At 69.7% G+C, this 14,143-nt stretch carries 13 protein-coding genes; 4 read left to right on the top strand and 9 right to left on the bottom strand.

Annotated features, from left to right (window positions below):
* The first annotated feature begins 123 nt into the window (after positions 1 to 123).
* Positions 124 to 1,461, top strand: a complete 1,338-nt coding sequence (locus FNV62_RS32280) for a M14 family metallopeptidase (RefSeq protein ID WP_143627929.1) — start codon at positions 124 to 126, stop codon at positions 1,459 to 1,461.
* 68 nt (positions 1,462 to 1,529) lie between these two features.
* Here FNV62_RS32280 and FNV62_RS32275 read toward each other — a convergent pair whose 3' ends face one another.
* From FNV62_RS32275 to FNV62_RS32255, 5 genes are all read right to left on the bottom strand, one after another.
* Positions 1,530 to 2,138 carry a hypothetical protein gene (locus tag FNV62_RS32275; RefSeq protein ID WP_097286069.1) on the bottom strand — a complete coding sequence of 203 codons (609 nt, stop codon included), beginning with the start codon at positions 2,136 to 2,138 and terminating at the stop codon, positions 1,530 to 1,532.
* Between the two features lie 86 nt (positions 2,139 to 2,224).
* Positions 2,225 to 3,709, bottom strand: coding sequence for a GntP family permease (locus FNV62_RS32270; RefSeq protein WP_054234977.1), 1,485 nt, complete (start codon positions 3,707 to 3,709; stop codon positions 2,225 to 2,227).
* 132 nt (positions 3,710 to 3,841) lie between these two features.
* Entirely contained in the window at positions 3,842 to 4,252 is a 411-nt protein-coding gene (locus FNV62_RS32265) for a RidA family protein (RefSeq protein WP_054234976.1), read from the bottom strand.
* On the bottom strand, positions 4,249 to 5,022 hold the full coding sequence (locus FNV62_RS32260; protein WP_060899204.1) for an IclR family transcriptional regulator: 774 nt from the start codon (positions 5,020 to 5,022) through the stop codon (positions 4,249 to 4,251). The genes FNV62_RS32265 and FNV62_RS32260 overlap by 4 nt, the downstream gene beginning before the upstream one ends.
* The gene (locus FNV62_RS32255; protein WP_097286066.1) at positions 5,019 to 6,107 is read right to left on the bottom strand and encodes a sugar kinase; all 1,089 of its coding nucleotides are present in this window, start codon (positions 6,105 to 6,107) and stop codon (positions 5,019 to 5,021) included. The genes FNV62_RS32260 and FNV62_RS32255 overlap by 4 nt, the downstream gene beginning before the upstream one ends.
* Before the next feature lie 152 nt (positions 6,108 to 6,259).
* Here FNV62_RS32255 and FNV62_RS32250 point away from each other — a divergent pair, with 152 nt between their 5' ends.
* Both FNV62_RS32250 and FNV62_RS32245 read left to right on the top strand, forming a co-directional pair.
* Positions 6,260 to 7,543 carry an amino acid deaminase gene (locus FNV62_RS32250; protein WP_143609112.1) on the top strand — a complete coding sequence of 428 codons (1,284 nt, stop codon included), beginning with the start codon at positions 6,260 to 6,262 and terminating at the stop codon, positions 7,541 to 7,543.
* Positions 7,544 to 7,590: 47 nt separating this feature from the next.
* Positions 7,591 to 9,213 (top strand): N-acyl-D-amino-acid deacylase family protein, encoded by a 1,623-nt coding sequence (locus tag FNV62_RS32245; protein ID WP_143609111.1) that lies wholly within the window; start codon positions 7,591 to 7,593, stop codon positions 9,211 to 9,213.
* 21 nt (positions 9,214 to 9,234) lie between these two features.
* Here the strand turns inward: FNV62_RS32245 and FNV62_RS32240 are convergent, their stop codons facing one another.
* Both FNV62_RS32240 and FNV62_RS32235 read right to left on the bottom strand, forming a co-directional pair.
* Positions 9,235 to 10,140: a S1 family peptidase gene (locus tag FNV62_RS32240; protein WP_143609110.1), complete on the bottom strand. Its 906-nt coding sequence runs from the start codon at positions 10,138 to 10,140 to the stop codon at positions 9,235 to 9,237.
* Positions 10,141 to 10,367: 227 nt separating this feature from the next.
* On the bottom strand, positions 10,368 to 11,066 hold the full coding sequence (locus tag FNV62_RS32235; protein ID WP_143609109.1) for a hypothetical protein: 699 nt from the start codon (positions 11,064 to 11,066) through the stop codon (positions 10,368 to 10,370).
* A gap of 128 nt (positions 11,067 to 11,194) precedes the next feature.
* Between FNV62_RS32235 and FNV62_RS32230 the strand changes: the two genes are divergently transcribed.
* Positions 11,195 to 12,406 (top strand): pyridoxal phosphate-dependent aminotransferase, encoded by a 1,212-nt coding sequence (locus FNV62_RS32230; protein ID WP_097286062.1) that lies wholly within the window; start codon positions 11,195 to 11,197, stop codon positions 12,404 to 12,406.
* A gap of 143 nt (positions 12,407 to 12,549) precedes the next feature.
* Here the strand turns inward: FNV62_RS32230 and FNV62_RS32225 are convergent, their stop codons facing one another.
* Together FNV62_RS32225 and FNV62_RS32220 are read right to left on the bottom strand one after the other, a co-directional pair.
* On the bottom strand, positions 12,550 to 12,981 hold the full coding sequence (locus tag FNV62_RS32225; RefSeq protein WP_097286061.1) for a methyltransferase domain-containing protein: 432 nt from the start codon (positions 12,979 to 12,981) through the stop codon (positions 12,550 to 12,552).
* A gap of 29 nt (positions 12,982 to 13,010) precedes the next feature.
* Positions 13,011 to 14,000, bottom strand: a complete 990-nt coding sequence (locus tag FNV62_RS32220; protein WP_164331800.1) for a glycosyltransferase — start codon at positions 13,998 to 14,000, stop codon at positions 13,011 to 13,013.
* Positions 14,001 to 14,143: the final 143 nt, after the last annotated feature.

The raw sequence follows: 14,143 nt of genomic DNA, 5'->3' as shown, positions 1-14,143 counted from the left end.
GTTTCCGCCATCGGCCCTTTAGCGACTCTTGACCCGCTCATGCCAAACACTCACCATGAGCGCCACACCCGCACTCCGTACGTCGCACTGGTTCCACCCCCCACACTCCGCCAAGGAGACTTCATGCGACTTCACCGACGCGGCAGGCGCACCGTCACCCTCGCGACCCTGCTCGCGCTCGCCCTCGCCGCCCCGATCACCGCCACCGCCAGCCACGCCACGGCGACCGGAGCGAAGGCCCCCGCGCCCTCGGCCGACGACATCCGCCAGTACGAGATCCACCAGAGCACCACCCCGGTGACCCGCACCGCCATCCAGCGCACCGGCGTCACCGTGGACGAGGCCGACGAGGAGACCGTCGTCGTCTCGGGCCGCGCCGACCAGGCCGAAAAGCTGCGCCGACTCGGCTACGAGGTCTCCCTGTTGGGATCCGCGCCGAACCGGTCCAACGGCGCCGGTGACGTCCGCCTCCTCGACTTCCCCTCGGCCGACTCGAAGTACCACAACTACACCGAGATGAACACGGAGATCGACCAGCGCCTCGCGGCCTACCCGACCATCATGAGCAAGCGGGTGATCGGCAAGTCGTACCAGGGCCGGGACATCGTCGCCATCAAGGTCAGCGACAACGTCGCCACCGACGAGAACGAGCCCGAGGTCCTCCTCACCTTCCACCAGCACGCCCGCGAGCACCTGACCGTCGAGATGGCGCTGTACCTGCTGCGCGAGCTCGGGGCCGGGTACGGCAGCGACTCCCGGGTCACCGACATGGTGAACAACCGTGAGATCTGGATCGTCCCGGACCTCAATCCGGACGGCGGAGAGTACGACATCGCGACCGGCTCCTACCGCTCCTGGCGCAAGAACCGCCAGCCCAACTCCGGTTCCTCGTACGTCGGTACGGACCTCAACCGCAACTGGAACTACAAGTGGGGCTGCTGCGGCGGCTCGTCCGGCTCCACGTCCTCCGAGACCTACCGCGGCGCATCCGCCGAGTCCGCGCCCGAGGTGAAGGTCGTCGCGGACTTCGTGCGCGGCCGGGTCGTCGGCGGGAAGCAGCAGATCAAGGCCGGGATCGACTTCCACACGTACAGCGAACTCGTGCTGTGGCCCTTCGGGTACACCACCGCCGACACCGCGACCGGCATGACCGCGGACGACGCCGCCGCGTTCAAGGCCGTCGGGCAGAAGATGGCGGCCAGCAACGGGTACACCCCGGAGCAGTCCAGCGACCTGTACATCACCGACGGGTCGATCGACGACTACCTCTGGGGCAGTCAGAAGATCTTCGACTACACCTTCGAGATGTATCCGACGTCCAGTTCCGGAGGTGGGTTCTACCCGCCCGACGAGGTGATCGAGCGGGAGACCTCGCGGAACCGGGACGCGGTGTTGCAGTTGCTGGAGAACGCGGACTGCATGTACCGGTCGATCGGGAAGGCGACGCAGTACTGCAGCTAGGAGTGGGACAAGCCGGTGAGTGGGGAACTGCGGGCCGGATGTGGCTGGTCGCGCAGTTCCCCGCGCTCCTACGGGGCGCTCTCGTCCGGGGCCTCTTCAGAAACCTCTTCAGAAACCTCACCGTCTTCGAAGTAGGCGTCCAGGACCGCGTCCAGCTGGTCCTCCCACTCCTTGAAGCGCGCCCGGGCCGTCGCCTCGATCTCGATCGGGTACCAGCGGCGGTCCGGGGTGTGCACCGTGATGGTGAACCGCTTCCCGAAGCGGGGCGACTCCGTCTCGACGGCGCCGATCTCGTCCCAGCGGAACTCCGCCTCCTGGTCGTCCAGACGCAGGCGTACGCCGCTGTGGTCGGCCTTGATCGAGGCGCGCCGGTCGGACGCCTCGAACACCGGCCCGTCCGGGTCCGGTTCGGGCTCGGAGTCCGAGTCGGATGCGGAGGTGGCCTCCTCTTCGGGCTCGGCGGACGCCTCCTCGGCGACCGCCGTCTCGGGGGCGGCGTCCTCGACAACCGCCTCCTCGGACGCGGCCTCTTCGGAGGCGGTCTCCTCGGACTCGGCCTCCTCGACGGCCGCGTCCTTCGGCTCCGCCTTCGCGGGTGACGTGAGCCCGGGGATGTACGCCGGGTTCACCGCGGCGGCGTCCAGGGGCTGGCTCTTCGAACCTATGCGCTGCTCCACAGCGGGCAGTATGGTCGAAGATCCTGTGTCGGACACAGCCAGCCCCCAAGTTGGCAACGCCACTGTTGTACGAAGACGCCCCGTACCTACACGAACAGGCTCACCACCGCCGCCACCGCGAAGCCCGCCACCGACAGCACCGACTCCAGAACCGTCCAGGTCTTGAGGGTGTCCCGTTCGGAGATGCCGAAGTACTTCGCGACCATCCAGAAGCCGCCGTCGTTGACGTGCGAGGCGAAGATGGAGCCCGCCGAGATCGCCATGATGACCAGGGCGACGAAGGCCTGGGAGTGGTCGCCCTCGGTCAGCAGCGGGGCCACGATGCCGGCCGTGGTGACGATGGCGACCGTGGCCGAGCCCTGGGCGACACGCAGGACCAGGGAGATGAGGTAGGCGAGGACGATCACCGGCAGGCCGACGTCGTTGAAGGTGTCGGAGAGGGCCTGGGCGACCCCGCTGCCCTTGAGGACCGCGCCGAAGACCCCGCCCGCGCCGACCACGAGCAGAATGTTGCCGACCGGCTTCAGCGAGGCCGTGGACACCGTCTCCAGCGATTTGCGGGACCAGCCGCGGCGGATGCCGAGCAGGTAGTACGCCAGCAGCAGCGCGATCGTCAGGGCGACGAAGGGGTGGCCGAAGAACTCGATGACCGAGCGGCCCGTGGAGGGGTCGAAGGCGATCGAGGAGAAGGTCGCGAGCAGGATCAGCACCAGCGGCGTACCGATGATGGCCAGGACCGTGCCGAGCGGCACCGGCTTCTCCTGCGGCGCGACCCCGGCGGCCCGCTGCTCCTCGACCAGCGCGGCCCTCGCCTCGTCGGCGGCCTCGGCCATGTCCTGCGGTACGGGGACGAAGATCCGCCTGCCGATCCACGCGGACCAGACCCAGGCGGCGAGCACGGCGGGGATGCCGCAGACGATGCCCATGAGGATGACCCAGCCGAGCTGTACGTGGAGCAGTCCCGCGGCGGCGACCGGGCCCGGGTGCGGCGGCAGGAACGCGTGGGTCATGGAGAGACCCGCGAGCAGGGGCAGGCAGTAGAGCAGGATCGACTTGCCGCCGCGCTTGGCCGCCGCGTACACGATCGGCGCCAGGACGAAGATGCCGACGTCGAAGAAGACCGGGATACCGAAGATGAGGCCGGTGAGGCCCATGGCGAGGGGCGCCCGCTCCTCGCCGAAGAGGTTCAGCAGCCGGGACGCCAACACCTCGGCCCCGCCGCTGACTTCGAGGATCGCGCCGAGCATCGTGCCGAGCCCGATGATGATCGCGATGTGGCCCAGGGTGCCGCCCATGCCGGACTCGATGAGGGAGACGGCGTCGGAGCGCTGGACCGTGCCGAAGAGTTCGGTGACGGAGAGACCGGCCGCGAGGCCGACGGCTATGGAGACCGCGAGGAGCGCCACGAAGGGCTGGAGTCTCACCTTGATGATCAGGACGAGGAGCAGGGCGATGCCGAGCGCGGCGACGGTCAGCAGACCGGCGGTGCCGTGGATGAGGGCGATCAGGCCGCCGGTGTGGGGTGGGACCGGTGGTGCGGTGGTGGCGGCGAGCAGCATGGGTGAGGACATGGGCGGGGGACCTCTGCAGTCGGGTAAGTGGGGCATGCGGCTTTCGGGCAGGGGGGATCGCGGCACGGCGTCCCATGGGGAGGGCGGCCGTGCCGTGATGACGTACGGGGTGCGGGAGTTCGAGGGGGGCGCTCAGCCCAGTACGGCGAGCGCGTCGATCTCGATGAGGAGGCCGGCCGGCAGGCCGACGTAGACCGTGGTGCGGGCGGCGGGGGGCGCGGTGAGACCCTGCTCCTCGAAGTAGGTGTTGTAGATCTGGTTCATCTCGGCGAAGTGGTCGACGTCCGTGAGGTAGACGCGGATCATCATCGCGTCGTCCCAGCTCGCGCCGCCCTCTTCGAGGATCGCCTGAACGTTGGCGAGGGTCTGGAGGGTCTGTTCACGCAGGGTGGGACCGGCGGGCGTGGGCGGCTTGCCCTCCTCGGCCGGGAGGAAGCCGACCTGTCCGGCGACCTGGAGGATGTTCCCCTTCTTCACGCCGTGCGAGAACTTCGCGGGCGGCGTGGTGTGGGTCTTGGGGGTGAGGGCGGTCTTCTCGGTCATGGACGTCGGGAACTCTCTTCCTTGGCTGGGGGCTTGCCGGAGTACTCGTGGCTGATGGCGTCGGCGGTCCGGCGCACCAGCGGGAGCAGGGTGAGGAGTTCGTCGGCGGTGACGACGACGTTCGGCGCGGAGACCGACATCGCGGCGACGACGCGTCCGTCGGCGCCGCGGATGGGGGCCGCGACGCAGTTGATGGACTCCTCGTGGCCACCGAGGTCGGTGGCCCAGCCCTGTTCGCGCACCGTGGCCAGTTCCTTGAGGAAGGCGGGCGCGTTGGGGGTCGAACGGGCCGTGTACATGGGGTAGTCGAGCTTGTCCGCGAGGGCGCGGCGTTCGGGCTCGGGGAGATCGGCGAGGAGGAGTTTGGCGACGGCGGCGACCGTGATGGCGACCGGCTTCCCGATCCGCGAGTACATGCGCACCGGGTAGCGGCTCTCCACCTTGTCGATGTAGAGGACCTCGTTCTCCTCGTACACCGCGAGGTGGACGGTGTGCCCGCACGTCTCGTTGAGCCGTACGAGGTGGGGGTGGGCGATCTCGCGGACGTCGAGGTTCTCGACGGCTTCCTGGGCGAGGGCGAAGAGGCGGGCGCCGAGGCGGTAGCGCTGGTCGGACTGGCGGTAGACGAGGCCGTGCTCGTGCAGGGTGCGCAGGAGGCGGAGCGCGGTGGACTTGTGGACGCCGAGGCGGTCGGCGACCTGGCCGAGGTCGGCGGGGCCCTCGGCGAGCAGCGGCAGGATGCTCAGCGCTCGGTCGACGGTCTGGCTCATGGGGTACGTACCTCCTCCTGGGCCCGCGTGACGGCTTCGGTCCAGCCGGGGCCGAGTCGAAGTGTCTCCCACGCGTCGTCGTCCAGAGCGGCCAGCCGGTCGGCGTGGTCGCGGGAGGGGGGCGCGGCGAGGTCGCCGTGGACGGTGAGGGCGGCGGCGGCCATGAGGTGGCCGTGCCGGAGCCGCTCCCGGGCGGGCAGTGCGCGCAGGGTGGCGGAGAGGAACCCGGCGGCGAAGGCGTCGCCCGCGCCGACGGCCGCGATCACGTCGACGCGCAGGGCGCGTACGAACGTGGCGGTGTCGGGGGCGTCCTGGCCGCCCTCCGAGGCCGCGCGGCCCGCCGCGGCCCTCTCGAACACGGTCGCCCCGTCCCCGCCCTGCTTGACGACGAGGACGGCCGGTTCCGGCAGCGCCTCGCGGATCGCCCGTGCCCCGGACAGCCCCCAGGCGGCACGGGCCTCGTCGTCCCCGACGAACACGATGTCCGCGCCGCGCGCGAGGTCGAGCAGGACGCGTGGTCCGTCGGCGTCGCGCCACAACCCGGCGCGGTGATTGACGTCGAAGGAGACGAGGGGGCGCCTCGCGCGGGGCGCGGTGAGTTCGCGCATGAGGCCGAGGCAGTCCTCGGACAGCGCGGCGGTGATGCCGGACAGGTGCAGTACGCGGCCCGAGCGCAGGGCGTCCAGGTCCACGTTGTCCTTGGTCATCGCGGAGGCGGCGGATCCGGCCCGGTAGTAGGCGACCTCGTGGGCGTCGCTCGCCCGGTCGCCCGCCGTGCGGAAGTAGATGCCCGTCGGGCGCGCGGGATCCCTTCGTACGGCGGAGGTGTCGACGCCGTACGCGGCGATCGCCTCGACGAGGTGGTCGCCGAACCCGTCGGTGCCGACCCGGCCGACCCAGCGCGCGGTGTGGCCGGTCGCGGCGAGCACGCACGCCACGTTGGACTCGGCTCCGCCGATCCCCCGTTCGAACGACGGCACGTCGGCGAGGCGCCCGGGCCGGGTGGGCAGGAACGTGACCATGGACTCGCCGAGCGCGACGACATCCACGACGTCCGGGGCGTCGACAGGTCCGTTGGGGGTCACGATGTCTGGGGCTCCTCGTTCTCGCGGCCGACGGGGACCGGGCGGCACCGTTGACCCTGCGTTGGCTGGGATGTTAGACAGCAGTAAACGACATGCGCAATGACCGTTGCACATGATGCAACGCAGCGCAGCACCCTTGAAGGGATGGCCCCATGACCGCCTCCGAAGCCGCCGCCCGTCTGGCGGCGGACCGTCTCGCCGCGGACCGCGTCGACCACCACTTCAAGGGCCTCCCCCCGGACGCCGAGGGTCTGACCGTCGGCGAGCTGGCCGCCCAGCGCCGCGACCTCTTCACCGGCGGCTTCACCACCCCCGTCCTCGCCCTGTCCGCCGAGCGCCTGACGCACAACCTCGAACTGATGGAGACGTACGCCGTTCGCCACGGCCTCGCCTTCGCCCCGCACGGCAAGACCTCGATGGCCCCGCAGCTGTTCTGGCGGCAGATCGAGCACGGCGCCTGGGGCATCACGCTCGCCGTGCCCCACCAGGTGCGCGTGGCACGGGAGTTCGGGATCGAGCGGATCTTCCTCGCGAACGAACTCGTCGACGCGGCGGCGCTGCGCTGGATCGCGTCCGAGCTGGCGGCCGACCCGGACTTCCGCTTCGTCTGTTACGTCGATTCGGTGCGCGGCGTCGAGCTGATGGACGCGGCGCTGCACGGCTCCACCCGTCCGGTGGACGTGGTCGTCGAGCTCGCCGCCGGCGCGGGGGCCCGCACCGGTGTGCGTACGGAGGCCGAGTGCGCGGCGGTCGCGGACGCGGTGGCCGCGACGCGGACCCTGCGGCTGGTCGGCGTGGCGGGCTACGAGGGCGAGGTCCCGGGGGCGGACCCCGAGCGCGTGCACGCCTGGCTGCGGCGGCTGACCGCGCTGGCGGTGGACTTCGACAAGGCGGGCCGGTTCGAAGGACTGGCGGAGATCGTCGTCAGCGCCGGCGGCAGCGCCTGGTTCGACGCCGTCGCGGACGTCTTCTCCGAGCTCCCCGACCTCTCCCTGCCCGTACTGAAGCTGCTGCGCTCGGGCGCCTACGTCTCGCACGACGACGGCCACTACCGCCGGCTGACCCCCTTCGCCCGGGTCCCCGAGGAGGGCGCGCTGCACCCCGCGTTCCGCCTCTGGGCCCAGGTCGTCTCCCGGCCCTCCCCCGATCAGGCCTTCGTCAACGCGGGCAAGCGGGACGCGGCGTACGACCTCGATCTGCCCGAGGCCCAGGTGGTGCGGCGGGACGGTGCCGAGCGGCCGGCGACGGGTCTGACGGTGACCGCGCTCTCCGACCAGCACGCGTGGCTGTCCACGGACCCGGAGGCGGACGTGGAGGTCGGGGACTGGGTGGGCCTCGGGCTGTCCCATCCCTGCACGTCCTTCGACAAGTGGCAGCTGATTCCGCTGGTGGAGGCGGACGGCACGGTCGTGGACTACGTCCGTACGTTCTTCTGAGAGGCCGTTGTGACGAGTGTTTCGTGTGTTTCCCGGAGGCCCCTGTGATGGATCTCGTCATCCGCGACGCGGAGGTCGTCGACGGCACCGGAGGCCCCTCGTACCGCGCCGACGTGGGCATCGAGGGCGGCAGGATCACCACCGTGCTCAAGGAGGGCGCGGCGGCCGGCTGTCTGCGGCCGGTCGCCCGGCGGGTTCTTGACGCCGAGGGCCTGGCCCTCTCCCCCGGCTTCATCGACATGCACGCCCACAGCGACCTCGCCCTCCTGCGCGACCCGGACCACAGCGCGAAGGCGGCCCAGGGGGTGACCCTGGAGGTCATCGGCCAGGACGGGCTGTCGTACGCGCCGGTCGACGACCGCACCCTCGCGGAGGTCCGGTCCACGATCACCGGCTGGAACGGACCCGGCGACGACATCGACTTCGGCTGGCGTTCGGTGGGCGAGTACCTGGACCGGCTCGACCACGGCTTCGACGGCGAGGGCATCGCGGTCAACGCCGCGTATCTGATCCCGCAGGGCACCGTCCGGATGCTCGCCGTCGGCTGGGAGGACCGCCCGGCGACGGCGCGGGAGCTGGAGCGGATGCGGCGGCTGGTGGCCGACGGGATGCGCGAGGGCGCCGTCGGCATGTCCTCCGGCCTCACCTACACCCCCGGCATGTACGCCCGGGACGCCGAACTCACCGAGCTGTGCCGGGTGGTGGCGGAGTACGGCGGCTACTACTGCCCGCACCACCGCTCGTACGGGGCGGGCGCCCTGGCGGCGTACGAGGAGATGGTGGCCCTCACCCGTGAGGCGGGCTGCCCGCTCCACCTCGCCCACGCCACCATGAACTTCGGCGTCAACGAGGGCAGGGCCCCGGAGCTGCTGGCCCTCCTGGACGACGCCCTCGCCGCGGGCGCGGACATCAGCCTCGACACGTACCCCTACACCCCCGGCTGCACCACGCTCGTGGCGATGCTGCCGAGCTGGGCGAGCGAGGGCGGCCCGGAGGCGATCCTCGCGCGCCTGAAGGACGAGGAGACGGCCGAGCGCGTCCGGCACCACATGGAGGTGATCGGGGCCGACGGCTGCCACGGCGTGCCCATCGAGTGGGACACGATCGAGATCTCGGGGGTCACCGACCCGGCCCTCGCGCCGTACGTCGGCAGCACGGTCCGGCAGTCCGCCGACCGGCTCGGCGAGAGCCCCTGGACGACCGCCCGCCGCCTGCTCCTCGACGACCGGCTGGGCCCGACGATCCTCCAGCACGTAGGCCACGAGGAGAACGTCCGCGCGATCATGCGGCACCGTGTGCACACCGGCGGTTCGGACGGCATCCTGCGCGGCGACAAGCCGCACCCGCGCGCGTACGGCACGTTCCCGCAGTATCTGGGGAAGTACGTACGGGAGTTGGGCGTCCTCTCCCTGGAGGAGTGCGTCGCCCATCTCACCGGCCGTCCGGCCGCCCGGCTGCGGCTGCCCGACCGCGGTCTGGTCCGCGAGGGGTACCGCGCCGACCTGGTCCTCTTCGACCCGGCCACGGTCGCGGCGGGCTCGACGTTCGAGGAGCCGCGCAGACTCCCCACGGGCATCCCGTACGTCCTGATCGACGGCCGGTTCGCGATCGAGGACGGGCGGCGGACGGACGTACTGGCGGGGCGGGCGGTCCGCCGGACTCCCCGGTGACCGCCCGCCGCCGCGCAGGGGTCACGGCTTGGGCAGGGTGCATCCGCTCGCGCTCAGGTTGAGCTTGTTGCCGGTCGTGAAGCACGCCGGGATCTGGTAGGTCTCCTCGGCGTAGTTGATGCCCGGGTGAATGGTGACGTTGCCGCTCGCGTCGACCTCGCAGGGGTTGTTCACCGTGCAGGTCTCGCCGTCCTCGTTACCGGTGTTGTTGACGGCGACGACCTTGCCGGTGGCCTGGTCGATGACCGGCGAGCCCGAGGTGCCGCCGATGGTGTTGCAGGCGGAGGTGTATCGGATGGAGTCCTTCCAGGTCCAGTCGCCCTCCTTGAGGCGGTACGCGAACCCGTCGATGCTGCAGTTGTAGAGCCGCTTCCAGTAACCGGAGGCGACCGTGATGGCGGTGCCGACGGTCGGGTGCGTGTCCTGCACGGTCAGCGCGCTGATGCCGTACGAGTTCTTGATCGTCGTGTAGGTGCTGGTGAGCTGGTAGATCGTGACGTCCGTGTCGGTCATGGTCGAGTACGCGACCTTGCCGGCCCGCAGGGTCGCCACCCGGGTGCCGGCGGAGTTGAGCAGGCCGAAGGTACGGCTGGACGCCTGGTCGACGATCACTTCACCGGGCGCCGGGAAGCCCGTCTCCAGGCAGTGGCCGTTGGAGAGCACGAGCGCCGGGTCGCTGTCCGCGGAGTTGGGGAAGCGGATGACGGAGCCGGAGCAGTTGCTGAGCGCGACGGTCCCGGCGAGGCTGACCGCCTGGAGGGTCGGCGCCGCCGCCTTCGTGTCCGCCTTGACCGCGGACGCGGACGTGGACGCGGACGTGGACGTGGACGTGGACGCCGCCGCGGGTGCGGGTGCCGCGACCGCGGGTGCCACGCCCGCCCCGGTGATCACCAGGGCGAAGAGCGCGGCGACGAGAGGCTTTCTCATGTGGGGGTCCCCTCTTGCGACTTGGGCGGCCGGAGATCTTCCGGCCACTTCCAGTTTTGTCATGCGCATTGTCAATCGAGGGGACGGGAGCGACAAGGAGCGGTTTCCGGCCATGGGCATGCCGGAGCGGCGGGACGGGGCGTGTCGTATACGCGGGCGAGCGACCGGGGGGCGAACACCACCGCGGGGCCTGCCGTGGCCCGGACAGAACCCGTCGGGACCGGCGGCTACTTCGGCCGCTTGGTGGCGCCCTGGCCGTGGCCGGGGTTGCCGTTGCCGGCACCGCGACCCGTGGTCGCGGTCGCGGTGGGGCTGGTGGTGGGGGTGGTGGAAGTGGTGGGGGTCCCGGCCGACGGGGACCGCGGTGCCGTCGGCGACGGCGTCGCCGACGTGGACGCGGACGCGCCCGGAGAGGTCCGCCCGGTGCTCGCGCCGGAGGCGGCGGGCGAGTCGCCCGGCGTCGTCTCCGCCGCGCCGGCGGTCGAGCCACCCGCGGAAGCCGTCGGCTCCGGGGACGCGGACGCGCCCCGGCCGTCACCGTCGCTCCGCCCCGAGGGCGAGGAGCCCCCCGACGGCCCGGAGTCGAACAGTCCCACGACCACCGCGCCGAGGACGACCGCGCACACCGCCCCGCCCGCCACCGCCACCCGCCGCCGCGGGAGCCGCTTCCGGCGGCGGCGCCGCGAGCCGTCACGGCGGCCGGCCCCGGCACGCGCCACGGCGCCCTCGCCGCCCGCCCCCGGCCCGTCACCATCGGCCGTCCGCACACCCGGCCCTTCGTCCGCACCCGCCCCGTCGTACGCGTCCTGCCAGCCGTGCGCCGCCGCCGGATCCGCGTACGCCTCGTACGCCGGGGGCGCCTCGCCGTCACCGCTCGGGAGGTACACCCTCGGCTCGGCCTCGGTCTCGCCGTTCTGCCAGGACATCGGCGCGGATTCTAAGGACTGCAAGGGCTTACGGCACAACGCCGGGGAAGAAAGTCATCCAAAACGCCACGTCTCACGTGGTGGAAAACACCCCCCGCCGAGCGTTACGCGGCCGTAAGCTCACCGTCATGCAGGTGATCCAGTCGACCAAGCTCGCCAACGTCTGTTACGAGATCCGGGGCCCGGTGCTCGAGGAGGCGATGCGGCTGGAAGCGGCGGGGCATCGGATCCTCAAGCTGAACACCGGCAATCCGGCCGCGTTCGGGTTCGAGTGCCCGCCCGAGATCCTGGAGGACATCCTCCGGAACGTGTCGACGGCGCACGGCTACGGCGACGCGAAGGGCCTGCTCGCCGCCCGCCGCGCCGTCGTGATGCACAACCAGACCCTCGGCATCGAGACCGACGTCGAGCACGTCTTCATCGGCAACGGCGTGTCCGAGCTGATCGTGATGGCGATGCAGGGCCTGCTGGACGACGGTGACGAGGTCCTCGTACCGGCGCCGGACTACCCGCTGTGGACCGCCGCCGTGTCCCTGTCCGGCGGCACCGCCGTGCACTACCACTGCGACGAGCAGTCGGACTGGATGCCCGACCTCGCGGACGTGGAGCGCAAGGTCACCGACCGCACCAAGGCGATCGTCATCATCAACCCGAACAACCCGACGGGCGCGGTGTACGACGAGGCGATGCTGCGCGGGCTCACCGACATCGCCCGCCGCCACAACCTCCTGGTCTGCTCGGACGAGATCTACGACAAGATCCTCTACGACGACGCCACGCACACCCCGACCGCCTCGGTCGCGCCCGACCTGCTCACCCTCACCTTCAACGGCATGTCGAAGGCGTACCGGGTGGCGGGCTACCGGGTCGGCTGGATGTCGATCTCCGGCCCCCGCGCGCACGCCGACTCCTACATCGAGGGCCTGACGATCCTCGCGAACATGCGCCTGTGCGCGAACATGCCCGGTCAGCACGGCGTGGTCGCGGCACTCAGCGGGCGGCAGACGATCAACGACCTGGTGCTGCCCGGCGGCCGGCTGAAGGAACAGCGGGACGTCGCCTACGAGCTGCTGACCCAGATCCCGGGCGTGAGCTGCGTGAAGCCCAAGGGCGCGCTCTACCTCTTCCCGCGGCTCGACCCGAAGGTCTTCAAGATCAAGGACGATCGCCGGATGGTCCTCGACCTGCTCCGCCGAGAGAAGATCATGGTCGTCCAGGGGACCGGCTTCAACTGGCCCGAATCGGACCACTTCCGAGTGGTCACCCTGCCGAGCGTGGGCGATCTGACCGACGCGGTGACCCGGATCGGGAACTTCCTGGACGGCTACAGCCAACCCTGACGCTCTCACATTCACACGGGAAGAGCAGCGGGCATTCCTCATCACAGCGCGACTGCGGGTGGCTCACCCGCATGAGCTGCAGCTTTGTCCGGGGATCCACTCGCCTCTCCGCTCGCGTTCCGGGGCACGGGGCAGATCGGTCCTCATCGAGGCCTCCCCAGCCAATGACCTTCCCAGCCACCCGCGACATAAAGCTCGACCGTCTCCCACAACTTGATGCCGTAGTCCGCGTCCGCACTGTGCAGGCCATCGAAGTAGCGGAAGGATTCCATGCACCAGAAGGAAACATGCGTAGGGTCGGCGATCGCCTGCCATGTGCCGGCCAACGGAACGATGATCTCAAAGGTGCCACCGGGTTTGAGGACGCGGTGAGCTTCGTTCATCACATCGATGCGTTCCTGCCCGGCGGGGATGTGCTCCATGACATGTGACGCCCTGATGCTCTCCACCGTCCCCTCCCCGGTTGGCCACGGCGTCTGCTGCGCACATCGCTGCCATTGACCTTCCCCGTTTCGGGAATCCAGATTGATCCAGCCTTCCCGAACGAGATTGCCGCCACCGATTTCCAGGTGCATATCACTTTTTCCAAACTTCGCACATCAGGTTAACCGAAGATTGCCTTCTCCCAGAGTGGCGTCAGGCAACTGATGGTCTGTTGCGCCGCCCGGGCGCGGGCGGCTTCACCCATGGCGACTCGCATGTCGGAATCATTGGCAAGGGCGCTCAAATAACGAACCCATTCGCGGTCGCCGCGTACCAGGTACCCTGTGATTCCATCCTGGACGTAGTCCCGGTAGGGTCCCACGTCGGACGCAACCACGGGAATGCCGAGGGCTCCACACTCGATGACCTTGAGTGCGGATTTACTCCGGTTGAAAATGTGCTCCTGCAGCGGGGCAATGCCAATGTGGTAGTCGATGGTATGGAGATATGTCTCCACGTTGGCCACCCAGGGCGTGAACCGGATACGCTCCTGAGGTAGCCCCATCACACGCGCGTAATTGTTTCCGATGCAATGAATCTCTGCCTGCGAATGAAGGTCAAGAAAGCGATGGATTGGGCCTCCGTGTCGTTCCCAGTCCATTTGATGGGTCGGACTGCCACCCCAGCCGAGAGTGATGGTGCCATCGCCGCGCTGCTGTGGCTGGCGGTTGACGAGCCAGTCCGGGACCGCGTTGGGAACAACATGCACGTTCGGATTCCACGGCCTCACTCGATCGGCCAGTGGCTCGGTGGTAACCGTTACCGCTGCCGAGACCTCGATGTTACGCCGAAGATTGGCCTGGATCTCCTCATCCGCGAAGTACTTGTGGACCGACGCGGAGGAGGGGTCGGTGTTCCATAGATCGTCATCGATCTCGAAAACAAGTCTGTGGTCTTCAGCGGCAAGACTCTGCCATACCCGGGTGGCGTGAGGATCACAGATGCGCTGCCCGACGATAACTGTTTTCGGATTATCGCGCACAAGGTCCGGCATATAGAAGCCGCTTACCGTGACGCGACCGCACATTGCGAGCGCCTGGAGGGGGAGTTGAATGCGATAGTATCCGCCAGAATGGTCGCTCTGCCAACCGAAGACTTCAATATCGGCCATGTAGGCCCTCCAGTGGGGCACCAAGTGAAGTGGCAAGGGCATCACTCTCCCATTTCGAGATGAGGCGTCCGAGTAGGCGCGCCGAATTCCAGCCGCTCCACGGCGACCGAACCGATCGCCCGCCGGGGGCTGTTCATGTTGCC

This window comes from Streptomyces sp. RLB3-17 (assembly GCF_007113425.2).
GTDB lineage: Bacteria > Actinomycetota > Actinomycetes > Streptomycetales > Streptomycetaceae > Streptomyces > Streptomyces mirabilis_D.
This window is presented reverse-complemented; position numbering and strand designations above follow the sequence as displayed.

Bases quoted from the DNA above. Each gene is read 5' to 3' on its own strand.
- FNV62_RS32235 (WP_143609109.1), bottom strand. From the start codon at position 11,066: ATGTCCTGGCAGAACGGCGAGACCGAGGCCGAGCCGAGGGTGTACCTC.
- FNV62_RS32225 (WP_097286061.1), bottom strand. From the start codon at position 12,981: ATGCACCTGGAAATCGGTGGCGGCAATCTCGTTCGGGAAGGCTGGATC.
- FNV62_RS32245 (WP_143609111.1), top strand. From the start codon at position 7,591: ATGGATCTCGTCATCCGCGACGCGGAGGTCGTCGACGGCACCGGAGGC.
- FNV62_RS32280 (WP_143627929.1), top strand. From the start codon at position 124: ATGCGACTTCACCGACGCGGCAGGCGCACCGTCACCCTCGCGACCCTG.
- FNV62_RS32240 (WP_143609110.1), bottom strand. From the start codon at position 10,140: ATGAGAAAGCCTCTCGTCGCCGCGCTCTTCGCCCTGGTGATCACCGGG.
- FNV62_RS32220 (WP_164331800.1), bottom strand. From the start codon at position 14,000: ATGGCCGATATTGAAGTCTTCGGTTGGCAGAGCGACCATTCTGGCGGA.
- FNV62_RS32230 (WP_097286062.1), top strand. From the start codon at position 11,195: ATGCAGGTGATCCAGTCGACCAAGCTCGCCAACGTCTGTTACGAGATC.
- FNV62_RS32265 (WP_054234976.1), bottom strand. From the start codon at position 4,252: ATGACCGAGAAGACCGCCCTCACCCCCAAGACCCACACCACGCCGCCC.
- FNV62_RS32250 (WP_143609112.1), top strand. From the start codon at position 6,260: ATGACCGCCTCCGAAGCCGCCGCCCGTCTGGCGGCGGACCGTCTCGCC.
- FNV62_RS32260 (WP_060899204.1), bottom strand. From the start codon at position 5,022: ATGAGCCAGACCGTCGACCGAGCGCTGAGCATCCTGCCGCTGCTCGCC.
- FNV62_RS32270 (WP_054234977.1), bottom strand. From the start codon at position 3,709: ATGTCCTCACCCATGCTGCTCGCCGCCACCACCGCACCACCGGTCCCA.